Origin of the sequence: Stappia stellulata (assembly GCF_020176715.1) — a bacterium.
Taxonomy (GTDB): Bacteria; Pseudomonadota; Alphaproteobacteria; order Rhizobiales; family Stappiaceae; genus Stappia.
The window spans coordinates 14,511-37,087 of the sequence record NZ_JAIVMF010000021.1 but is presented as its reverse complement, the minus strand read 5'-3'; the positions used below and the strand labels follow the sequence as shown (position 1 = coordinate 37,087).

Sequence of the window (22,577 nt, the reverse complement as noted above, 5' to 3'; positions counted from 1 at the left end):
CTATATTAATACTCTGCCGGTCTAGATGGGACGATGCGGTTTTTGGCGTCTTGCTCGGAGGGAAGTGCGACAGTGGCATCGATGAAAAACCTTGCGCAGGATGCCGCCGCCGTTCTCCCCGATCTGAGAGGCCCGGCGGACGATGCCTTTCGAACGGCGTTTCAGGTCTCGCCCATCCGGATGATCTACTACGACACCGACATGATCATTCGGGACGTCAACACAGCATTCCTCGAAAACGATGGATTCACACGCGGCGAGGTGATCGGGCGATCTATGCGCGCGGTCATGGGCGACGCGATCTGTGAACGGGCGCGTCCCGCCATCGAGGCCGCGCTGCGCGGGGAGCCGCAAGTCAGCACCACATGGGGCTTGCGCCGCGCGACACGCGACCGGTTGATCCGGATCCGTCACGAACCGGTGTTCGATGCCTCCGGCAAGGTGTCGGGCCTGATTGTGCTGATCGAGGATACGACCGAGCTGTACGAGCTTGAAAGCCGTGTCTCCATGCATGAGGAGGTGTTTCGACAGTCGACCGAGGCCATGGCCATCGTCGGGCTGGACTTCCGGTTCATCTGGTCGAACCCGGCCAATGCACGGACCTGGGGCCATACCGCGGAGAGCATCGTCGGCAAGCATCTGGTCGATGTCATCGGCGAACGGGGGTTCCTGGACCGGGCCAAGCCCCATCTGGAGCGCTGTTTTGCGGGTGAGCAGGTCGAGTATCACTTCGCGCATAAGTCCGAAAACGGCGATATTGCCCATTTCGATCTCAATTGCGTGCCTTTCCGCAACAGCTCGGGTGAGGTGATCGCCGCCGCGGTCACCCGGCGTGACGTGACCAGCGCGACCATGATGAAAGCGGAGTTGCTGCGGCAGGCGCGCCAGGATGCGTTGACCGGGCTTGCCAACCGCTATGCCCTTGAGGAAGAGCTGGAGGCACGCGTTGTGCAATGCGCGGCTTGCTCCGGTGACAGCGACGCGCGCCTGTCCGCCCTGGTTCTGGTCGACCTCGACGGGTTCAAGGTGGTGAATGACATCGCCGGTCACAGTGCCGGCGATGCGTTGCTGAAACAGGTCGCCGATCTCCTGCGGACCATCGAGAAGGTGGACATGATCGCGCGGCTTGGCGGCGACGAGTTCGCGCTGGTGCTTTCAGCCTGTACGGCCGAAAAAGTCATGGCCGCCTGCCAGACGATCATCAGCGCGCTGGACACGACGCCGTTCGACTGGGGAGGCGCGCGCTATTCCGTGCGCGCCAGCGTCGGTGTCGCCATGCTCGACAACGAGGCGTTCGAGGCGGCCACGCCGAGCATCTACGATGTCATTAACTGGGCGGACCGGGCCTGCCGGCTCGCCAAGGAGCGCGGCGGGTCGCGGGTGGCCGTCTACCACCCGAAGGACACGGAAATCCGGGCGCGTTTCGAGGAGACCGGCAATCTTCGGGTGGTCCAGGATGCGTTGCTGAACGGTCGGTTCGAGCTCTATGTCATGCCGATTGCGCCGATCGACGGCGTCAGCGGTCACTACTACGAGGTGCTGCTGCGCATCGTCGGGAGCGATGGGCAGATGCTGGCACCTGCGGCCTTCATCTCCGCCGCCGAGCGGCACCAGATGATGATTCCGGTCGACAAATGGGTGGTGCGAAACGTGCTGGAGCGCCTGCGTCGCGCGCCTGCGGACCTGCAACTGACCGTCAACCTGTCGGGGCAGTCCGTCGGGGATCCGCAGTTTCGCGATTTTCTGGTCTCCGCGCTCGACGACTTTCCCGACGTCCACGGGCGCCTTTCCTTCGAGATCACGGAGACGTCCGCCGTGCGCTCGATGGAGACCGCGCGCGATCTGATCAAGGCGCTGCGCGGGCGTGGCTGCGGCGTCATCCTGGACGATTTCGGCTCGGGGCTGTCGTCTTTCGGATACCTTCGCAAGTTCGACGTCGACATGCTCAAGATCGATGGAAACATCATTGGCGACGTCGTCAATGATCCGGTCCAGCAGACGATCGTCGCGGGCATTGTCGCCGTCGCCGGAAAGATGGACGTTCGCGTCGTCGCCGAATTTGTCGCCGACGAACACATGCAGGAAACCTTGCGAGACCTTGGGGTCAGTTTCGTTCAGGGCTATTACGTCGGCCGACCCTGCCCCTGGGCGGAGGCAATCGGCACATGAGGGGGCGGGATCCTGGAGCTGCACTCGCACGCTGGCCGGGGAGGGCTGAAATGCTATCATCGGGCCCATCGGTCACGCGCAATTCATGGTTGAGGACCTTTGAGCGTTCGAGAGCAAGACCCTGACGAGAGCAGCGTCCCGCCGAAGGGTCGCCCGGTCAAACAAGACGACAGCGGCGCGATCTGGCCTATCGGCGTCGCGAGAGAGGTCGTTCGCAATACCATCATCGAGATGAACAGGGCCGGTGTCTTCGTCTGCGACCGGAGTTATCGGATCTGGGACGTCGACGGGGCCTTCCTGGACATGGAGGGGTCGGGCCGGGCCGATGTGATCGGACGGACGGTTGAAGAGATCCTTGGGCCCAAGGTTTTCGCCCTGCGCAAGCACAACCTCGACGAGGCGTTTGCCGGAAAAGCGTCGCGCATCCGCGTCCCGGGCGTGCGGGACAAGACCCGGGGCAAATACCTCGAGGTGTTTTTCCAGCCGGTGTTCAATGACGCTGGCGAGGTTGTTTGCGTCATTTGCGCCGCGCGGGATGTGACGCAGTTCCAGCATCTCAACGAGCGCCTGTCGATGCACGAGGAAATCCTGCGGCAGACGACAGACCGCATCTCCGTGATCGGCACGGACTTTCGTTACAAGATGACCAATGCTGCCAATGCCGCATTCAGCGGCAAGTCTCCGGAGGAGTTCATTGGCATGCATGTGCGCGATCACATTGGCGCGGAGCGTTTCGACCTCCGTGCCAAGGCGCATTTCGAGAACTGCTTTGCCGGCCAGTCGGTCGAATACGAGCACGAACTGAAGCTGCCGAGCGGCGTCACGCGCCATATCCGCGTGCGCATGGACCCCTATCGCGACGATGGCGGCGAGGTGACGGGCGCAATGATTGTCCTGCGCGATATCACCGAGGCCGCGCTGATGGCGCAGACGCTCAGGCGTCAGGCGCGCGAGGATGCCCTGACGGGGCTCGCCAACCGGCATGCCCTGCAGGACGAACTCCAGAGCGTGATCGAGGATACGTCGTCGCTCGGCGGCACGGCGGCGCTTCTCACCATCGATCTCGACGGCTTCAAGGTCGTGAACGATCTGGCCGGACACAGCGGCGGCGATGCCCTGCTCAAGCAGATTGCCGGGTTCCTGAGGAGCGTTGCCACGCCGGACATGCTGTGCGCCCGTCTCGGCGGCGACGAGTTCGCCGTGCTGTGCCGGGGCCTCAGGGAGGCTGCGGCCTGGGACCTGGGCTGTCGCATCACCGCCGGGCTTTCGGGCATGCGCTTCGTCTGGCAGGGGCTTCCCCACGCGATCACCGCCAGCGTCGGGATTGCGATGATCACGCCGCCCCGGCCCGGTGAGCCGGAGTTGAGCGTTTTCCAGATCCTCAACGAGGCGGATACGGCCTGCCTCCATGCCAAGTCGATCGGCGGCGCGCGGCCGGTGATCTATCGCCCCGACGCCGATGAGATGGTCGCCCACCGGCTGGACATCGGCAATCTGCAGATAGTCCGCAGCGCGCTCGAAAACGACCGCTTCGAACTCTACACCATGCCGATCCTGCCGATGGATGATGTATCGGCGCTGCATCTCGAGGTGCTGTTGCGGATCGTCGACGATGACGGTCGGGTGCTCGCGCCGGCGGCGCTGATTTCATCGGCCGAACGCCATGGGCTGATGCCGCGGATCGACCGCTGGGTGGTTTCCACCACCCTGGAAAACCTCCATTCCGTCGATCCGGACACCTGTCTGACGATCAATCTGTCGGGTCTGTCGATCGGCGATCCGGAATTCACCGCCTTTCTGCTCGACGAACTGGACGCGCGCCAAGACATCGCCGGACGCCTGGCCTTCGAGATCACGGAAACGGCGGCCGTGCGCAGCATGGCGACGGCCCAGGCCCTCATCGATGCGCTGCGGGCCAGGCGGTGCCGGGTCATTCTCGACGATTTCGGATCGGGCCTGTCGTCCTTTGCCTATCTCAGGCAGTTCCGCATCGACAGCCTGAAGATCGACGGCGCGATCATCGGCGAGGTGGCGCGTGACGAGGTTCAGCGCACCATCGTGGCCGGCATTGTCGCGGTGGCGCGCAAGATCGGCGTCGGGGTGATCGCGGAATATGTGGAGGACGCGGAAACGCTGGAGGTGTTGCGCGACCTCGGCGTGACGATGGCGCAGGGCTATCACATCGGCCGGCCGGCGCCCTGGGTGGGCGCCCGCCCGGTGTCGTCTCAGATCGCGCGGTAGCGGGCCTGCGCGCCGCGCTCGATCGCGGCGACCGTGAGCTTGTCGAGGCCGAGCGTGTCGCGCAGCATCTGCAGGATCCGCAACTCTTCCTGCTGGACCGACAGATCGGCAACGGCGACGTCCACGGCCAGGGCATAGGCCGTGTCGCGGTGGCTCGGCGGAACGCTCGCGCCGATCAGCGCGAATGTGTCCATCATGCCGTTTTCCGCCTGCAGGCGCTTGCCGCAATCCTGGGCCACGCGCACCAGTCGATCCTGGTCGAAACCGGCGAAGACCGGCAGCGTCTTCACGACTTCGCCCATGGAATGGAGTTCCTGGTCGGTCATGCTGCTGTCGGCGGCGGAGACCATCACCATCACGTAGATCAGTGCTTCCTGCAGGGATACCTGTTCGCTCATCGGCTGTGCGGCCCTTTTGTCGACGTGTCCTGTTGCATGTTGCCTAAAGCCAAGCCGGGAGCAGCGCAACCCGCGAAATGTCACGGCCGGTGCCGGCGGCTTTTTTGCTGCGACCCTGTTCCGTTTGTGCGGCGCATCCAGTAGTGTCCGCCCGCCGTTTGCCCGCGCCTGCGCCGGCGACGGCCCTCTTTTTCACTCCAACGACAATGGTCCGAACATGACCTCAGTTTCGCTGCCGACGCTCGATCTGTCCCCCTCCATGCGAGAGGCGGCCATGGCTTCCAAAGCCTGGCCGTTCGAGGAGGCGCGAAAGCTGCTGAAACGGGTCGAGGCGCGCGGCGCCGACCGGCCGGTGCTGTTCGAGACCGGCTACGGCCCCTCCGGCCTGCCGCATATCGGCACCTTCGGCGAGGTGGCGCGCACGACCATGGTGCGCACCGCCTTCCGCCTGCTGACCGAGGACAAGGTGCCGACGCGCCTTCTGTGCTTCTCCGACGACATGGACGGATTGCGCAAGGTGCCGGAAAACGTGCCGAACCGCGAGGACATGCAGCGCTACATCGGCCAGCCGCTGACGCGCGTGCCCGATCCCTTCGATGCGGGGCACGAGAGTTTCGCGCATCACAACAACGCGCGGCTTCGCGCCTTCCTCGACCGCTTCGGCTTCGAGTACGAGTTTGCCTCGGCGACCGACTATTACACCTCGGGCCGCTTCGACGAGGCGCTTTTGCGCATGCTTGCCGTCTACGACAAGGTCAAGGACATCATCCTGCCGACACTCGGCCCGGAGCGTCAGGAGACCTATTCGCCGTTCCTGCCGGTGTGCCCGCGCACCGGCACGGTGCTTCAGGTGCCGACCGTGGAACGCAATGTGTCGAAGGGCACCATCGTCTATATCGACCCGGAAACGGGCGAGAAGGTCGAGACGCCGGTGACCGGCGGCCGGGTCAAGTGCCAGTGGAAGGCCGACTGGGCGCTGCGCTGGTTCGCGCTTGGCGTCGACTACGAGATGGCGGGCAAGGACCTGATCGACAGCGTCACGCTGTCGTCGAAGATCTGCAAGGTGCTGGGCGGTCCGCCGCCGGAAGGCTTCAACTACGAGCTCTTTCTCGATGAAAACGGCCAGAAGATCTCCAAGTCGAAGGGCAACGGCCTGACCATCGACGACTGGCTGGCCTATGCCTCGCCGGAGAGCCTGTCGCTTTACATGTACACCAAGCCGAAGACGGCCAAGAAGCTCTACTTCGACGTCATTCCGAAGGCGGTCGACGAGTATTTCACCTTCGCGCAGAAGTTCCCGGAAATGCCCGTCGAGCAGCAGCTCGGCAATCCCGTCTGGCACATCCACTCGGGCAATCCGCCGGCCGTCGACCTGCCGGTGCCGTTCTCGATGCTGCTCAACCTGGTGTCCGCGTCGAATGCGGACAGCAAGGATGTGCTGTGGGCGTTCATCTCGCGCTATGCGCCGGGGGTCACCGCCGCGACCCATCCCAAGCTCGACGAGCTGGTGGGTTATGCGATCCGCTACTTCGAGGATTTCGTGAAGCCGGCGAAGACCTTTCACGCGCCCGACGAGACGGAGCGCGCGGCGCTGGCCGCCCTCGACGCGAAACTCGCGTCGCTCCCGGCGGATGCGGACGGGTCGGCCATTCAGGACGCCGTGCTCGACGTGGCGCGCGGGATCGAGCGCTATCAGGACGAGAAAAAGAAAAGCCCCGACGGCGGGCCGGGCGTCTCCGTTGCCTGGTTCTCCGCGCTCTACAAGCTGCTGCTCGGGCAGGAGCGGGGACCTCGCTTCGGCTCCTTCGTCGCGCTCTACGGCATCGACGAGACCCGGGCGCTGATCGCCAAGGCGCTGTCCGGCGAACTGTCGGCGGCGTAAGGCGGTCCGGACATACCGGCTTGCCGATAGAGGAACTGGCATGGGTGCGTTCGCCTCGGTTCTGAGCTGGCTTGTCCTGCCGCTTTATGCGGTCGAGGGCATGCGCGTGCGCGCCCGCATCCATCGCCATCCGCCGCCGCCGGGTCCGGTCTCCGGGCGCGTCGGGGCGGAGGCGGGGGACCCGCTCAGGCTGCTGGTTCTGGGCGATTCCTCGGCCGCCGCCGTCGGTTTGAAGCGTCAGGAAGACGGCCTCGCGCCCTGCCTGGCCGAAGCGCTCAGCGAGCGGGCCGGGCGGCCGGTGGAATGGCGGTCGGCGGGGTTCAATTCCGCCACCGCCGGCATGTTGCGCGATCACGTCGTCCACAATCTGGAGCCTGTGCCCTACACGCATGTGCTCTTGTCGGTCGGCTTCAACGACATGAAGAACTACCATTCCCGCAGGCGGTTCCTGCGGGAGTTCGGTGGGCTGATCTACGCGGTGAAGGCGCGCTTTCCCGAAAGCCGGCTCTACTGGTCGCGCATGCTTGATCCCGCCGACGTTCCGGGTCTGCCGCCGCATCTGGCGGCCATTCTCCGGCTTCGCGTGTCCGTGCTCGATCCGACCGGCGCATGCCTGTGCCGCGAGCGCGGCGCGCGTGCGATCCCGGCAATGCGCGGCCTCGTGCCGGAGGCCTTTTGCGACGACGGCATTCACCCCTCCGAAGCGGGATTTTGCGGATGGGCCGCGCATCTGGCCGCGCACATGCACGCGGACCGCTGAAGCCACCGGCCTGCCGTTCAGTCCGGCAGGCGTTCGCCCGTGCCGGAGAGCGGGACTTGCGGGTCTTGCGGATCGGGCGTCTCCGCGCTTTGCGGGTGCCACGGTGTATCGATGATCTCGACGTCTCCCAGGAGCCCCTCCAGCACGGCGCCGCCGGCCTCCGGCGCCGGTTGCGCGTCCGGGCCGCCTTCGGCTGCGGCGGGATCGTCGTCTGCGGTCTGCGCCGGCCGGTCCAGATCCCCGCGCCAGTCGAGCTGCCAGATGCCCTTGCGCCCGGACCGTGCGGCCTCGCCCGCGTCCCGCAGCGCTTGCGGAGCATCGTCTGCCGGACGGGCCCACCCTTGCGAGACCATCCAGTCGCTGAGGTCCGTGTCCTGGCGCCGGCACTGTGCGGAGATCAGGCCGGGCGAAATCTCGGTCACCGCGTCGCAGGTGACGGCGCGCCGCCTGACGAAGGCGCGAAGTGCGGTCCGCGCCCGCCGGCCGCAGGGCCATGTGCCGCCGAGCCGCGACGGACAGGTCTCGGCAAGGGCCGGCCCGTTCAGGCCGGCGAGGCGGATGGTCAGCCTCTTGTGGCGCAGTGTGCCGGCATCCAGCACCAGCGGGCGGCGGAAGGTCAGGTCCTTGGGAACCTCGACCTTCGGCAGATCCGGCAGCTTGGCCTCGACCCGCTTCAGCGGCCCTTGCACCGGCGGCGGCGGCAGGATGTCGGCCGGTGTCACATTGCGGATCGTCTCCGGCAGCGGCGCGTCAGGCAGCGCCGCGCGCGGCGGGGCTTCGACCGGGGCACTGGCCTGTCCGGTTTGTTCCGGGGCCTCCAGGCGCGCGGGCGGAGTATCGCCGGCTTGCGGTGACGGTTGCCGGTCGGTTTGCCCCTTCGTTGGCAGGTCGCCGCCGGCCAGCAGCACGATCGCGCCCGCCAGTCCGGCCAGTCCGAGCGCCGTTGCGCCCAGGCGCATGCGCCAGGAGGACGGGCGGCTCACTGGCTTGCCCAGATGATCCGCGCCACCCAGTCGACCTCGGGGCCGGCGAAGCTGACGATTTCCGCGTTCTCCAGCAGCGGGCGCACATGGATGCGCGCGCGCGTGCGCCGCTCGTACACATGGGCGAGCAGCGTTCCGTCGGTCAGCCGCAGCAGGACGCGGTCGCCCTTGCGGATACGGGCGGCCGGCGAGACGACGACGATGTCGCCATCCCGGTAAAGCGGCAGCAGCGCGTCGCCGCAGACCCGGATCGCCGTATCCCGGGAGGGGGCGTCCGGCGCCGCAACGGGCCAGTCGGTCAATTCCGGATAGCCGCCGTCATGGAAAAAGCCGCTGGTGGGGTGAGCGTGCGTTTCGGCAAGGGACAGGCCCCCCGGCAGGGGCAGGGCGTCGTCGGCGCGCCGCGTGTCGGACGCAATCGGCAGGCGGTCCGCACGGCGCTCGAGGAGGTCGACGAACTCCGAAAAACTGGCCCCTGTCGCGGAAAGGATCTTGGAAATCGATTCCATCGACGGCCAGCGCGGGCGCCCGTCCGACGCCGTGCGTTTGGACGGATTGAAGGTGGTCGGGTCGAGCCCCGCGCGCCGCGCCAGGCCGGAGGGAGACAGGCCATGGTCTCGGGCAAGCCGGTCGATGGCGGTCCATACGCTTTCATGCGACAGCATCTTGCGGCCCCGTATCTTGGTGGCACCATTGTGCCTCTGCGCCCCTCCAGAACGGATATCCCCGCTACGGTATATATTCCTAAACCGGACAAAGTGCCACCCCGCGCCGCGCGCTTTCCCTTGTCTTGCGCGCAGCCCGGCTTTATTGCGGGCGGGAGAAATCCGCACCCGCTCAGAAGGTACCTCGGCCATGTCCCTGATATACAAAATCTCTCCCGAAGGCGCGTGGCGTGCAGCGGAGGCCGCCGGTGTCTATACCGGCGCGCCGGTCGACCTTGCCGACGGGTTCATTCATTTTTCCGCCGCCGATCAGCTCGGCGAAACGGCGGCCAAACATTTCCACGGGCAGACGGACCTTCTGCTGATCGCGGTCGACACGGACACTCTCGGCGACGCGTTGAAATGGGAGCCCTCGCGCGGCGGCGCGCTGTTTCCCCATCTTTATGACGATCTGAAGATGAACGCGGTCGTCTGGGTGAAGCCGCTTCCGCTCGATGCCGACGGTCGCCACCGTTTCCCGGAGGAGCTGTGATGCTGCGCGACCTGGTCGACGGCGCGGCCCGGCGTGCGCTCTTCATGCTGGATGCGGAAGCCGCCCACGGGCTGACGGTGAAAGCGCTTGCCACCGGTGCCGTGCCGGCCTGCAGGGTACCGCAGGACGGTCGGCTGAGCGTCAGAATCGCCGATCTGACGTTCCCCAATCCGCTCGGCATGGCCGCCGGCTTCGACAAGAACGGCGAGGTGCCCGACGCGCTTCTGCGCCTCGGTTTCGGGTTTTCCGAGGTCGGCACGGTGACGCCGCGCCCGCAGGCGGGCAACCCGACCCCGCGCGTCTTCCGGCTGGTCGCCGACAAGGGCGTGGTCAACCGGCTTGGCTTCAACAATGACGGCCATGCCGCCCTGCGCGTTCGGCTGGAGGCGCGCAAGCATCGCGGCGGGATCGTCGGGGTCAATGTCGGCGCCAACAAGGACAGCGAGGACCGGATCGCCGACTATACCGCCGGCATCGAGACCTTTGCGGATCTCGCCTCCTATTTCGCGGTCAATATCTCCTCGCCCAACACACCGGGCCTGCGCGACCTGCAGGCGCGCGCCGCCCTTGCCGAGCTTTTGTCGCGGGTGATGGAGACGCGCGACGCGGCCGCGGAACGCCATGGCCGCAAGGTGCCGGTTTTCCTGAAGATCGCCCCGGATGTGGTCGAGGCGGAACTCGACGACATCGCCGCCGAGGTGCTTGCCGCGCGGCTCGACGGGCTGATCGTGTCGAACACGACGCTCGCACGCAATGGTCTGAAGGACAGTGCGGGGGCAGCCCAGGCCGGTGGCCTTTCGGGACGTCCGCTGTTCCGGCGCGCGACGGTGACGCTTGCCCGCATGCGCCAGCGCGTCGGGCCGGAGCTTCCCATCATCGGAGTCGGCGGGATCGACAGCGGAGAGACCGCCTGGACCAAGATCACCGCCGGCGCCAACCTGATCCAGCTCTATACCGGCATGGTCTACGAGGGGCCGGGGCTGGTGGCGAAGATCCTGCGCCACCTGTCGCGGTGTCTCGACCGTCACGGCCTGTCCTCGCTGGACGAGGCCGTCGGCACCAACACCGACGCCTGGGCGCGGCTCGATCCGGATCTGGAGAGCTGACACCTCGGTCCTTCGGGTCGGCTCCATGCCGTTTGCGAGCGGCGAAAGCGCATTGCCGGGGGCGCGTGCGCGCGGCATGATCGTTTGCCGCCGATCGTCGTCGGCGAAGGTCATGCAAGGATGTGCCCATGGCGTGCGGAATGTTTTCAACAGGTCGCCGGCTTGCAGCCCTTGGATGTCTTGCCGCCGCCGTGCTGCTCTCGTCCGGCGCGGCGGATCGCTCCGCCCGTGCCGCGGAAACGGGCGGTCTGGCGCAGCGCCTTGAGGCCCTGTCGGACGAAGACCTCGACGCGCTGATCGATTTCGTCGACGGCAACGTGCTGTTCACGGTCTATCACGAGGCCGGGCACATGCTGGTCTCGGAGCTGGATCTGCCCGTTCTCGGGCAGGAGGAAGACGCGGTCGACGCGCTTGCCACCCTGGCGATGTTGCAGTCGGACAATGCCGAGATGGATCACCTCCTGTCGCAGGCGATGCTCGGCTGGTTCCTCGGCATGGGCGACGACGCGCAGGATCTGGTCTTTCACGAGCAGCACGATCTCGACCCGCAACGCGGATACGCCGTGTTGTGCCTGATGGTCGGCAGCGACCGGTCAGCGTTTCGCGACCTGGCCGGGGACCTCGACCTCCCGAAAGAGCGGATGGACACCTGCACCGAGGATTACGATCAGGCGGTGGCGTCCTGGGATCGTGTCACCGAGCCCTATGTGCGGGAAAAGGGCGAGCTTTATGATCCGGTGATCACCGTCCGCCATGCGGCGGCGCCCGACGATCTGACAGTGTTTGCCGAGATCCTGCGCGGCTCCGAGGTGATGGAGCTGGTCGCGGAGGAGATGGACGATCTCTACCGGCTGCCCAATCCGGTGACCTTCAAGAGCGAAAGCTGCGGCACAGCCAATGCCTTCTGGGATCCGCAGGCGCGCGAGGTGACGATCTGCTACGAGCTTCTGGAAGCCTTCGCGCAGATCTATCTGGAGGTGCTCGACGACGGCAAGTGACCCGCCGTCGCCGAATGGGGTTCGCCTCTAGTAGGCGCTTTCCACGTCGCCCATCTCCACATAGACCGACTTGATCTGGCTGTAGTGGGCAATCGCCGCATGGCCGTTCTCGCGCCCGATGCCGGACATCTTGTAGCCGCCGAAGGGCATTTCCACCGGCGTCAGATTGTAGGTGTTGATCCAGCAGGTGCCGGCCTGAAGCTGCGCGATCACCCGGTGGCCGCGCTGCAGGTCGCGGGTGAAGACGCCGGCGGCAAGGCCGAATTCCGTGGCATTGGCGCGGGCGATGGCCTCGTCCTCGTTCTCGAAGTCGAGCACGCACATGACGGGGCCGAAGATCTCCTCGCGCGCGATGGTCATGTGATCGACGACATCGGCAAAGACCGTCGGCTCGACGAAGAGCCCGTCGGGGAAGCCCTCGACGGTTGCCCGCGTCCCGCCGCACACGAGCCGCGCGCCTTCGTCGACACCCTTCGCGACATAGGCCATCACCTTGTCGAGCTGCGACTGCGAGACCAGCGGCCCGGTGTCGACGCTCTCGTCCATCGGATCGCCCATGCGCGCCTTGGCGGTGCGCTCCGCGAGCCGGGCAAGGAAGGCCTCCTTGAGGCCCTTTTGCACGAAGACGCGGGTGCCGTTGGAACAGATCTGGCCGCTGGAATAGAAGTTTGCGTTGATCGCGGCGGAGACGGCGTTTTCGAGATCCGCATCGTCGAAGATGATCAGCGGCGACTTGCCGCCAAGCTCCAGCGTGACGTGCTTGAGCGTTTCGGCCGCCGTCGCCGCCACCCGCTTGCCGGTCGGCACCGAGCCCGTCAGCGACACCTTGGCGACATCGGGGTGGGAGACGAGATGCGCGCCGGTTTCGCCAAAGCCCTGCACGACGTTGAAGACCCCGTCCGGCAGGCCGGCTTCCTTGAGGATCTCGGCAAGCTTCAGGGCGGAAAGCGGCGTGACCTCGGAGGGTTTGAACACCACCGCGTTGCCGCAGACGAGCGCGGGCGCCGCCTTCCAGCAGGCGATCTGGATCGGATAGTTCCAGGCGCCGATGGCGCCGACGACGCCGAGCGGTTCGCGGCGGGTGTAGGCGAAGGACCCGCCGAGATCGATATGTTCGCCGGTCAGCGTCGCGGCGAGCCCGCCGTAATACTCCAGGCAGTCGGCGCCCGACGCCGCATCCGCCACCAGCGTTTCCTGCAAGGGCTTGCCGGTGTCGAGCGTTTCCAGTTCGGAGAGCTCGCGGTTGCGTTCGCGCAGGATGTCGGCGGCACGGCGCAGCACGCGCCCGCGTTCTACTGGCGGCGTCGCGGCCCAGACCTTGAAGCCGGTACGCGCGGCGGCGACGGCGGCATTCACTGTCTCCGGCGTTGCGGCGCGGAGACTTGCGATCACCTCGCCGGTCGCCGGATAGCGGCTTTCCAGCAACTGGCCGACAGGATCTTCATGCGGTGTGCCGTTGATGAAATGGGAAGCTGCGGGTTGGGCGCGCATGGGCGTCTCCTTTCAGGTGTCGCGGGGCAGGTGTCGCGCGTCAGCGCTGCGATGTCTGCCAATCGGGGTGGATCCAGGGCTGCCGGTTGCTGGCCGGCAGCGGCGTGCGGCCGAGGATATGATCGGCGATCTTCTCGCCCACCATGATCGAGGGTGCGTTGAGATTGCCGTTGGTGATCTGCGGAAAGATCGAGCTGTCGGCGACACGCAAGGCCTCCACGCCGATCACCCTGCCGTGCGGGTCGACCACCGCACCCGGATCGTCCGCGCGCCCCATCCGGCAGGTGCCGCAGGGATGATAGGCGCTTTCGGCGTGCTCGCGGATGAAATCGTCGAGATCCGCGTCGCTTTGCACGCTGTCTCCGGGCTGGATCTCGTGCCCGCGGAAGGGCGCGAAGGCCTCCTGGCCGAAGATCTCGCGGGTCAGGCGGATGGCGGTGCGGAACTCCTCCCAGTCGTCGGGATGCGACATGTAGTTGAACAGGATGGACGGGTCCGCGTCCGGATCGGCGGAAGTCAGCGCCACGCGGCCGCGCGACTTGGAGCGCATTGGCCCGACGTGCGCCTGGAAACCATGGCCTTCCGCTGCCGCCTTGCCGTCGTAGCGCACGGCAAAGGGCAGGAAGTGATACTGGATGTCTGGATACTCGATCCCGGCGCGCGAGCGGATGAAGGCGCAGGCTTCGAAGTGGTTGGAGGCGCCGAGACCCGTGCCGGTGAAGAGCCATTGTGCGCCGATCAGGGCCTTGGAAACGAGGTTCCAGTGCTTGTAGAGCGTGATCGGCTGGGTGCAGGTCTGCTGGATGTAGAGTTCCAGATGGTCCTGCAGGTTCTGCCCCACGCCCGGCCGATGCGCGACCGTCTCGATGCCGAGCTCACTCAACGCCTCGCCGTCGCCGATGCCCGACAGCATGAGGAGGCGCGGCGAGTTGATCGCCGATGCCGCGACGATCACCTCCGCCGAGGCCTGCGCCGTCTCGACCCCGTTGCCGCGGGTGAACTCCACGCCGGTCGCGCGGCCGTTCTCGATGATGATCCGCCGGGCGTTGACGCCGGTCAGAAGCCTCACGTTCGCGCGTTTCAGCGCCGGTTTCAGATAGGCGTTGGCCGTCGACCAGCGGCGGCCGCGCCACACGGTCATCTCCATGTCGGCGAAGCCTTCCTGCTTCAGCCCGTTGTAGTCCGGCGTCGTCTCGTAACCGGCCTGGCGGCCTGCCTCGATGAAAGCGTTGTAGAGCGGGCTCCATTTGGTGCCGCGCGTGACATGCATCGGGCCGGAGGTTCCGCGCACGCCGGCTTCGCCGCCATGCGCGTTCTCCATGCGCTCGAAATAGGGGGCGACATCGGCGTAGGACCAGCCTTGCGCCCCCATTTCGGCCCATGTGTCGAAGTCGTGGGCGTGACCGCGCACATAGACCATGCCGTTGATGGAGGAGGAGCCGCCGACGACCTTGCCGCGCGGCGTTACCAGCTGCCGCCCGCCCAGATGCGGTTCGGGATCGCTGACAAAGCCCCAGTCGTAGCGGCTCATGTTCATCGGATAGCTGAGCGCGGCCGGCATCTGGATGAAGGGGCCGACGTCGCTGCCGCCCGCCTCCAGAATCAGAACGCGCGCATCCGGGTCTTCCGAGAGCCGATAGGCGAGGGCGGCGCCGGCGGAGCCGGCACCGATCACGATATGCGTTGCCTCAAGCATTGGTCAGTCCGTGAGTTGGCGTTCCACATAGTCCTCGACGCGGCGAATGGCCGAACGCGGCTGCGGCGGGCCGTCGGCGAAGACCCGTTGCAGCCACAAACCGTCGATGAGCGCGGCGGTTCCTTCCGCCGCGGCGCGGGCGCGGTCGCCGGGCAGGAGCGCGGCAAAGGCATGGGCCAGGTTGGACACCAGGCGCCGGTGATAGATGCGCAGCAGGCGGCGGGTCTCGGTGTCGGTGCGCGCCTGCAGGTAGAAGGCAAGCCAGGCCGAGATCAGCGCCGGCTGGAACTGCGTCGGGGAAAAGCTCGCGCCGATCATCGCCGATAGCCGCTCGCGCGGGCCATCGGCCTTGGCCATGCGCGCCTGTGTTTCCTTCGACAGGTCGAGCAGCAGCGACCGCATGGTGGCGTTGAGCAATCCGGCCTTGGAGCCGAAATAATGATGCGCTAGCCCGCCCGAGACCCCCGCCCGGCGCGCGATCTCGGACATCGTCGCATCGCCGAATCCGCGCACATGGATCGTTTCCACGGTCGCGTCGATCAGCGCCTTGCGACGATGCACTTCCATTCCGATGCGCGGCATGAGCGGGTCCGTTTCCTGTCGGGCGCATTTTTCCCATAGCGCACAAGGAGTAATTTTGATTGATCATTCAATCAACAAAAAAACGAGAAACGCGCCGGCATTTGCGCGAAAGCGCCAAAAGTGCTTACATGCGCCGACGCGAGCGGACCGCTGCGGAAACGGCCGTTGCCGACCAGCGGATCCGGTTCGGGACCGAGTGCCGGCGCACGGAGCGTGTTGCGGCCGGCAGTGAAGTCCCGCGTCGCTGACACATCATCAGGGGCTGGCGCGAATCGCCCGGCAACAACTTGGAGGACAGAACCAGATGAAGACTTTTGCCATGCGCCTCGGCGCGGCCACGCTTGCCCTCGGGCTGACCGCCGGCGGCGCCTTTGCCGCCGAAGCAGACGCTTGCAAGGCCGTGCGTTTCTCCGACGTCGGCTGGACCGACATCACGGCAACCACCGCCGCCACCTCCGTGGTGCTCGATGCGCTGGGCTACGAGAGCGAGGTCAAGATCCTCTCCGTGCCGGTGACCTATGCGTCGCTGAAGAACAAGGACATCGACGTCTTTCTCGGCAACTGGATGCCGACGATGGAAGCCGACATCAAGGCCTACCGCGAGGATGGCTCCGTCGAGACTGTGCGCGCCAACCTGGAAGGCGCGAAATACACGCTCGCCGTGCCGAAATACACCTATGACAAGGGTCTGAAGTCCTTCGCCGACATCGCCAAGTTCAAGGACGATCTCGAAGGCAAGATCTACGGCATCGAGGCCGGCAATGACGGCAACCGCCTGATCATCGACATGATCGAGGCCGACCAGTTCGGCCTCAAGGGCTTCGAGATCGTCGAAAGCTCGGAAGCCGGCATGCTGTCGCAGGTCGCCCGCGCGACCAAGCGCGATGAAGACGTCGTCTTCCTCGGCTGGGCGCCGCATCCGATGAACGCCAACATCGAGATGGAATATCTCTCCGGCGGCGATGACGTCTTCGGTCCGAACTACGGTGGCGCGACCGTCTACACCAACGTGCGTGCCGGCTATCGCGACGAATGCCCGAACGTCGGCAAATTCCTGGAAAATCTCGTCTTCTCGCTTGAGATGGAAAACGAGATCATGGGCGCCATCCTCAACGACGGCACCGATCCGGACAAGGCCGCGACCGCCTGGCTGAAGGAAAACCCCGGCGTTCTCGACGGCTGGCTCGACGGCGTGACCACCTTCGACGGCGGCGATGCCATGGCGGCCGCCAAGGAAGCGCTCGGCCTGTGATCCGAGCGATCCGGCAAGACTGAAACCGACCGGGGCGCGGGAACCGCAGAGGATCCGCGCCCCGGATCTTTCGTAAGGAGACGGTCGGGCGTTCGCGACGGCATGCCGCTCCTGGCGGCATCCCACGGCGAGGGCGGGACCGGCAAACACAAGACGTGGGGGCAAGACGGCCGTGGAGTGGCTAACGGAACACAAACTGCCCATCGGGAAATGGGCGCAGGTGCTTGTCGACTGGCTGACCGACAATGCCTACTGGATCTTCGACGGCATCTCGGCGGTGCTCGAGACGCTGATCGACGCGATCCTCTGGCTCCTGCAGACACCGCATCCGCTGGTCGTCGTGGCGCTTGCCGCAGCACTTGCCTATGCGGTGCGCCGCAAGGCGAGCTTCGCGCTTTTCGTCGGGCTGAGCATGCTCTTCATCATCAACCAGGGCTATTGGGAAGAAACCACGGAAACCCTGTCGCTGGTCATCGCCGCGACCAGCGTGTGCATGATCATCGGCGTGCCGCTGGGGGTCGCCGCCGCGCACCGGCCGGCCCTGTTCGCCGCCATGCGCCCGGTGCTCGACCTGATGCAGACGATCCCGACCTTCGTCTATCTGATCCCGGCGCTGATCCTCTTCGGCCTCGGCATGGTGCCGGGCCTGATCGCGACCGTGATCTTCGCGATCCCCGCGCCCATCCGCCTGACGCAGCTCGGCGTCTCCTCAACGCCGACCCAGCTGATCGAGGCGGGCGAAGCCTTCGGCGCGACGAAGTCGCAGCTTTTGTGGAAGGTGGAACTGCCTTACGCGCTGCCGCAGATCATGGCCGGCCTGACCCAGACGATCATGCTGTCGCTCTCCATGGTGGTGATCGCGGCACTCGTCGGCGCCGATGGGCTCGGCGTGCCGACGCTGCGCGCGCTCAACACGGTGAACATCGCCAAGGGCTTCGAGGTCGGCATCGCCATCGTGCTGGTGGCCATCGTGCTCGACCGCTTCTTCCGCAGGGATGAAAAGGGGCACGGTCAATGAGCGAGGCAGTAGTCACCTTCAAGGACGTCGATATCGTCTTCGGCGACGAGCCCGAACTTGCGCTGCCGCTGGTCGACCAGGGCGTGTCGCGGGTGGATATCCAGGAACAGACCGGCCAGATCCTCGGGGTCGCCGGCGCGAGCTTCGATATCAGGGAGGGCGAGCTCATCGTGCTGATGGGCCTGTCCGGCTCCGGCAAGTCGACGCTGCTGCGTGCCGTCAACGGGCTCAACCGGGTCACGCGCGGCGAGGTCTGGGTGCAGAACGGCGACCATGCGGTCAATCCGTCCACCTGTTCGCCGCAGGAGCTCAGGGCGCTGAGGCGCAGCCGCATCGCCATGGTGTTCCAGCAGTTCGCCCTGCTGCCCTGGCGCAGCGTGCGCGACAACGTCGGTTTCGGGCTGGAGCTGTCCGGCATGGGGACGCGGGCGCGCAAGGAAAAGGTCGACGCGCAGCTCGAGCTGGTCGGCCTGGAGCAATGGGGCGACAAGTTCGTGCATGAGCTCTCCGGCGGCATGCAGCAGCGCGTCGGCCTGGCGCGCGCCTTTGCGACCGACGCGCCGATCCTGTTGATGGACGAGCCGTTTTCCGCGCTCGACCCGCTGATCCGCGATCACCTGCAGGATGAGCTTCTGGCGCTGCAGGACAAGCTCGGCAAGACCATCGTCTTCGTCAGCCACGATCTCGACGAGGCGGCCAAGATCGGCTCGCGCATCGCCATCATGGAAGGCGGGCGGGTGATCCAGCTCGGCACGCCGCAGGAGATCGTGCGCAAGCCGGCGACCGATTATGTCGCCGAATTCGTCGCCCATATGAACCCGCTCGGCGTGTTGCGCGCGCGCGACATCATGCGTCCGCTCAACGGCGAGACGCCGGCGGCCGACGCGGTTCGCTGCGCGCCGAAAACGCCGGTGCGCGAGGTCATCGCGATGAAGCGCGAGGGTGCCGGAACGCTGGTGGTGGAGGACGCGGGCGCGGCCATCGGCCTGATCGACGAGGCGGAGATCCTCGACTGCCTGCGCTGACGCTCCGCGTCAGCCCGTTTCGGGAAAGGTTTCCGCCGCGCGCTTTCTGGATATGGCGAGAAGCGTCAGTCCGCGCGCGGCGATGAAGAGCGAGAACGCCAGCCACAGGCCGTGATTGCCGAGGAGCGGGAACAGCACCCAGTAGGCGGCGAGAAACAGCGCCAGCGAGGCAAGCATCATGTTGCGCATGTCGCGCGACCAGGTGGCGCCGATGAACACCCCGTCCATCTGGAAGGCGAGCACGCCGAGGAGCGGCGTCGCCGCCGCCCAGGGCAGATAGGTCGCCGCCACGGCGCGCACGTCTTCCGCCGTCGTCATGAAGTCGATCAGCGCCTGGCCGCCGGCCATGAAGATCAACGCTGCCACGAGCGCCAGCGCGAAGCCCCACAGGACGCTGAGCCGCACCGCCTTGTCGAAGGCCGGGCGGTAGCGCGCGCCCACCGCCTTGCCGGCGAGCTGTTCGGCGGCGGTTGCCAGCCCGTCGAGGAAGTAGCCGGAAATCAGGAAGAATTTCTCCAGGATCGCATTGGCGGCGAGGATCGTGTCGCCCTGAACGGCGGAGCGCGAGGCAAAGAAGGCGAAGGCGAAGATCAGCGCGAAGGAGCGGATCAGGATGTCGCGGTTGAGCGCGATCATCCGCCTGAAGCGCGCCATGTTGAAGATCCGCGCCCGAGACGGCCAGGCCCGCCCGCTGAGCGCTCGCATGGCAAGCAGCGTGCCGACGCCTGCCGTTGCCAGTTCGCTCAATACGGTGGCGCCGGCGACGCCCGCCACGCCCCAGTCGAGATAGAGCACGAACCACACCGACAGCGCGATGTTCAGTCCGTTGAGGCCGGTCTGCAGCAGAAGGGCCGTCATCGACTGGCCGCGCCCGATGAACCAGCCGAGATAGGCGTAGTTCAAAAGCGCCACGGGCGCGGAAAGCGTGCGCACGGTGAAATAGCTGGCGGTTGCCGCCTTCACCGCCTCGCTGCCGCCCATCAGCCACAGGCCGGCGGAGAGGATCGGCACCTGCAGCGCCACCACGCAAAGCCCGAGAGCAAGCGCCAGCAGGCCGGCGCGAAACAGCACCGCGCGCTCTTCCTTGCCGTCGCCCGCCCCGACCGCCTGTGCCGTCAGGCCGGTGGTGCCGGAGCGCAGGAAATTGAAGCTGGCAAAGACCAGATCGAACAGGATGCCGCCGAGCGCGATGCCGCCGAGAAGCGCCGCGTCGCCCAATTGCCCGATGACGGCGGTGTCGACCAGCCCGAGCAGGGGCGTCGACAGATAGGCGAGCGTCATCGGCACCGCGATGGCAAACACCGTGCGGTTGGTCACGTCAAAGGGGCGAATGGCGCGCGACTGCGCGGAACGGGCGGGATGCACGGGCGTGTCCGTAAAGACTGATCGGGCGGGCGGTGCCCGATCGATGGAATCGCCTTCGCCGACCGGGCATCCGGCGAAGGATACACCTTGCATGCACATGCGCGCGCGGCAACTGCCGCGTGACACCAGTGGCGCCGCCGGCGGCGAAGAGAGGCGATGAAAGCCGCGATCAGCGTGGCGCCGCCGGCAGCAATATCAAGTCGCGGGAGACGTTTGCGCGCGGGAGGATAGACCGCCGCGCATCGCCCTGGAGTGAGGGGCTTGAATATACGTGAGTGCTCACGTATATATCACGCAATGGTCCGTTATAAATCATGTATAGGAGTTGAAATTATGGAAGCGCTTGCGTTTTCTCTCATGGATGTTGCGAGCCTGATCGAGAAACGGTTCGACCGGTCCCTGTCCGCCATTCGTGGCGTCAGTCTGGGCGAATATCGGTTGTTGCGCAGCCTTTCCGCGTTTCCGCAGGCACGCGCCACCCGCGTCGACCTTGCCCGCGCGGTGGGGCTCACCCCGTCTGCGGTGACGCGGGCGCTGAAGCCTTTGGAAAAGCTCGGCTTCGTGACGACGGAAAAGAGCGACCGCGACGCGCGCCAGAGCCTGGCACGGCTCGCGCCTGCGGGCGAGACGCTGCTGAGCGATGCCGACGGTATCGTCGCCGATGTGGCGGCGGGCCTGCCACAGACAACGATCACGGTCGAGCAGCTCGATGCCCTTTATCGCGGCCTCGGCGGGTCGCGCTAGAAGCCTGGTTGGGCGGTCCGGAAAACGGTCCCGGACCGCCGCCTGCCGCTGGCCTTCGATCCGGGTCAGCTGCTCAACAGGCTGTAGAACGGAATCGGGTAGAAATGGACGCTCAGTCCCTTTTTGTCGCGGTAGCGCGCGTACCACGACCCGACCGTGAAGTTCTGCGCCCAGTTGGCTTTGCTGGAAGAGTTCGAATAAATCAGGCGAGAGTCTCCGCTACCCTCGCCCAGGATGCCGACGTGACCGGTTCCGACCCTGACGATCTTGGACCCGACCTTTTTCCAGGTCGTTGGCGAGATCACGATCCCGCCGGGCAGGATGTCGCTCTCGGGAAGGTCATCCGGGAAACAGTCGTCAAGCTCGTTCTCGAACGTGGTGGTCAGATCGCTCTTGTGAACCACGCGTCCCAATGCCTTCTTGAGGATGCGCCGGACAGCCCAGACGCAGGCAAGGTTTCCGCCGTCCGGCCCGGACTTCGAGGAATAGTTGCCGACCAGGGACTTCGCCATGTCATGAGCAAGCTCGTGGTCATCCTTGGAAGACACCTGGCATGACAGGTTTCTGTTGAAACGGTCTGCGAACGAAGAAATCGTGGGCGAGAACAGGGTTTCGAGATCGATGATCGTATCGCTTGCGACATGTGCAAGCGAGTTTTCCTCGACTTCGAAGAGGTGCTGGCCGCCGTCTTCATCTCCCGTCTCTGTCACCAGCAAAAAGCGTTGTCCGGAATAGACCAGCTCTTGAGCGGTGAAGCTTGCGTCGCTTGCGGGGTCGAAAAACTCTGCCCCATTGTCGTATCTCGATAGCGCTACCATGGCAATTACCTCAGTAGAAGGACTGGATGCAATTAACGGTAATAATAATGTAAAATTGCAATCATGCTGTAAAGCGCGCTCATGCGGAGCCGTTCACACCGCACGGTTCCAGGTGGCGGACAGGCCAAGCCTGTTGTCGGCTGGCGGCGCTTGCCTGCAGCCGACGGAGTGGTCGCGGGCGGTTTCCGGGTGAATGTCGCGGTGATCCGCGCGGCTACGTCTTCGGCCGATAGTCGCGCGGGTCCAGGCAGTCGTCGTAAAGCTCGCGGGAGAGGGGGATCCAGTCGGTTTTCTCGATCCCGCGGGTCTTGCGCCGGCTGTTGTCGGGATAGGCGGAGGCGATCTTCAGCCACCGGTTCTGTTCCCGGCCGATCCGGCGCAATTCGGTGGCGGCTTCCACCAGATCCTGATCCTGCGAGAAGACAAGGGCGACGTCATAGGCCCGCTTGTGCGCGAAGCGGATGACGTCGAGCGCGATGCGGATGTCGATGCCCTTTTCCGTCCCGACCACGAACTTGTGGAACTTGCCGTCGGGAAGGCGCAGCGACTTCGTGCGGTAGCGCAGCGGGCGGGTGATCACATGCACGCCCTCGCGTCCCATCTGCGCGCCCTTGGCGATCCAGAAATGGTTCCAGAAGGCGTTGTCCTTTGCATCCGGAACGCCGGTGTAGAAGCGGGTGGCCTCCAGCTCCCATCCTTGTTGCGCGCACACGGCCTGTGCCAGCTTGGTCACGCTGTAGTTGGGATAGTGATAGCCGAAGGCTGCCTTGGCGGCGTGAAACAGGTTCTGACCGTCGACAAACGCAATCGCACGAATGGGGGAGGGAGACTGCATCGCTCGGCCCTGAACCT

20 protein-coding genes are annotated in these 22,577 nt (G+C 65.8%); 11 read left to right on the top strand and 9 right to left on the bottom strand.

Going from position 1 to position 22,577, the window contains the following annotated elements; genetic code table 11:
- The first annotated feature begins 81 nt into the window (after positions 1-81).
- Positions 82-2,169, top strand: coding sequence for an EAL domain-containing protein (locus LC092_RS18690; protein WP_224809003.1), 2,088 nt, complete (start codon positions 82-84; stop codon positions 2,167-2,169).
- 99 nt (positions 2,170-2,268) lie between these two features.
- Positions 2,269-4,410, top strand: a complete 2,142-nt coding sequence (locus LC092_RS18685) for a putative bifunctional diguanylate cyclase/phosphodiesterase (RefSeq protein WP_224808992.1) — start codon at positions 2,269-2,271, stop codon at positions 4,408-4,410.
- Here the strand turns inward: LC092_RS18685 and LC092_RS18680 are convergent.
- Positions 4,395-4,808, bottom strand: a complete 414-nt coding sequence (locus LC092_RS18680; protein ID WP_224808991.1) for a tellurite resistance TerB family protein — start codon at positions 4,806-4,808, stop codon at positions 4,395-4,397. The two genes, LC092_RS18685 and LC092_RS18680, sit on opposite strands and share 16 nt — an antisense overlap.
- A 217-nt stretch (positions 4,809-5,025) precedes the next feature.
- On the opposite strand from LC092_RS18680, the gene LC092_RS18675 reads away from it, so the two are divergent.
- Both LC092_RS18675 and LC092_RS18670 read left to right on the top strand, forming a co-directional pair.
- Positions 5,026-6,690, top strand: a complete 1,665-nt coding sequence (locus tag LC092_RS18675; RefSeq protein ID WP_224808990.1) for a lysine--tRNA ligase — start codon at positions 5,026-5,028, stop codon at positions 6,688-6,690.
- Between the two features lie 40 nt (positions 6,691-6,730).
- Positions 6,731-7,450 carry an SGNH/GDSL hydrolase family protein gene (locus LC092_RS18670; protein WP_224808989.1) on the top strand — a complete coding sequence of 240 codons (720 nt, stop codon included), beginning with the start codon at positions 6,731-6,733 and terminating at the stop codon, positions 7,448-7,450.
- A 17-nt stretch (positions 7,451-7,467) separates the two neighbouring features.
- On the opposite strand, the gene LC092_RS18665 is transcribed toward LC092_RS18670, so the two are convergent.
- On the bottom strand, positions 7,468-8,433 hold the full coding sequence (locus LC092_RS18665) for a thermonuclease family protein (RefSeq protein ID WP_224808988.1): 966 nt from the start codon (positions 8,431-8,433) through the stop codon (positions 7,468-7,470).
- Complete coding sequence (locus LC092_RS18660; RefSeq protein WP_224808987.1) at positions 8,430-9,098, bottom strand: S24 family peptidase; 669 nt, start codon at positions 9,096-9,098, stop codon at positions 8,430-8,432. The genes LC092_RS18665 and LC092_RS18660 overlap by 4 nt, the downstream gene beginning before the upstream one ends.
- A 190-nt stretch (positions 9,099-9,288) precedes the next feature.
- Here LC092_RS18660 and LC092_RS18655 point away from each other — a divergent pair, with 190 nt between their 5' ends.
- The 3 genes from LC092_RS18655 (at position 9,289) to LC092_RS18645 (ending at position 11,734) form a co-directional block, all read left to right on the top strand.
- On the top strand, positions 9,289-9,630 hold the full coding sequence (locus LC092_RS18655) for a DUF952 domain-containing protein (protein ID WP_224808986.1): 342 nt from the start codon (positions 9,289-9,291) through the stop codon (positions 9,628-9,630).
- A 2-nt stretch (positions 9,631-9,632) separates the two neighbouring features.
- A complete protein-coding gene (locus LC092_RS18650) occupies positions 9,633-10,736 on the top strand; it encodes a quinone-dependent dihydroorotate dehydrogenase (RefSeq protein WP_412103612.1) in 1,104 nt (367 codons plus the stop codon).
- A gap of 140 nt (positions 10,737-10,876) precedes the next feature.
- A complete protein-coding gene (locus LC092_RS18645) occupies positions 10,877-11,734 on the top strand; it encodes a DUF4344 domain-containing metallopeptidase (RefSeq protein ID WP_224808983.1) in 858 nt (285 codons plus the stop codon).
- Between the two features lie 27 nt (positions 11,735-11,761).
- On the opposite strand, the gene betB is transcribed toward LC092_RS18645, so the two are convergent.
- Genes betB through betI form a run of 3 tightly spaced genes read right to left on the bottom strand, consistent with a single transcriptional unit; the run spans position 11,762 to position 15,503 of the window.
- Positions 11,762-13,225, bottom strand: a complete 1,464-nt coding sequence (gene betB, locus LC092_RS18640) for a betaine-aldehyde dehydrogenase (protein ID WP_224808981.1) — start codon at positions 13,223-13,225, stop codon at positions 11,762-11,764.
- 40 nt (positions 13,226-13,265) lie between these two features.
- Complete coding sequence (gene betA / locus LC092_RS18635) at positions 13,266-14,921, bottom strand: choline dehydrogenase (RefSeq protein WP_224808979.1); 1,656 nt, start codon at positions 14,919-14,921, stop codon at positions 13,266-13,268.
- Between the two features lie 3 nt (positions 14,922-14,924).
- Complete coding sequence (gene betI / locus LC092_RS18630) at positions 14,925-15,503, bottom strand: transcriptional regulator BetI (RefSeq protein WP_224808977.1); 579 nt, start codon at positions 15,501-15,503, stop codon at positions 14,925-14,927.
- 304 nt (positions 15,504-15,807) lie between these two features.
- On the opposite strand from betI, the gene LC092_RS18625 reads away from it, so the two are divergent.
- The 3 genes from LC092_RS18625 (at position 15,808) to choV (ending at position 18,798) form a co-directional block, all read left to right on the top strand.
- Positions 15,808-16,755: a choline ABC transporter substrate-binding protein gene (locus LC092_RS18625; RefSeq protein WP_412103611.1), complete on the top strand. Its 948-nt coding sequence runs from the start codon at positions 15,808-15,810 to the stop codon at positions 16,753-16,755.
- A 172-nt stretch (positions 16,756-16,927) separates the two neighbouring features.
- Positions 16,928-17,773: a choline ABC transporter permease subunit gene (choW, locus tag LC092_RS18620; RefSeq protein WP_224808975.1), complete on the top strand. Its 846-nt coding sequence runs from the start codon at positions 16,928-16,930 to the stop codon at positions 17,771-17,773.
- Positions 17,770-18,798 carry a choline ABC transporter ATP-binding protein gene (choV, locus tag LC092_RS18615; RefSeq protein WP_224808973.1) on the top strand — a complete coding sequence of 343 codons (1,029 nt, stop codon included), beginning with the start codon at positions 17,770-17,772 and terminating at the stop codon, positions 18,796-18,798. The genes choW and choV overlap by 4 nt, the downstream gene beginning before the upstream one ends.
- Positions 18,799-18,807: 9 nt before the next feature.
- Here choV and LC092_RS18610 read toward each other — a convergent pair whose 3' ends face one another.
- Positions 18,808-20,163: an MATE family efflux transporter gene (locus LC092_RS18610; protein WP_224808971.1), complete on the bottom strand. Its 1,356-nt coding sequence runs from the start codon at positions 20,161-20,163 to the stop codon at positions 18,808-18,810.
- A gap of 333 nt (positions 20,164-20,496) precedes the next feature.
- Between LC092_RS18610 and LC092_RS18605 the strand changes: the two genes are divergently transcribed.
- Positions 20,497-20,907, top strand: a complete 411-nt coding sequence (locus LC092_RS18605; protein ID WP_224808969.1) for a MarR family winged helix-turn-helix transcriptional regulator — start codon at positions 20,497-20,499, stop codon at positions 20,905-20,907.
- A 65-nt stretch (positions 20,908-20,972) separates the two neighbouring features.
- On the opposite strand, the gene LC092_RS18600 is transcribed toward LC092_RS18605, so the two are convergent.
- Both LC092_RS18600 and LC092_RS18595 read right to left on the bottom strand, forming a co-directional pair.
- Positions 20,973-21,725, bottom strand: a complete 753-nt coding sequence (locus LC092_RS18600; protein ID WP_224808967.1) for a hypothetical protein — start codon at positions 21,723-21,725, stop codon at positions 20,973-20,975.
- 214 nt (positions 21,726-21,939) lie between these two features.
- Positions 21,940-22,560 (bottom strand): NYN domain-containing protein, encoded by a 621-nt coding sequence (locus LC092_RS18595; protein ID WP_224808966.1) that lies wholly within the window; start codon positions 22,558-22,560, stop codon positions 21,940-21,942.
- Positions 22,561-22,577: the final 17 nt, after the last annotated feature.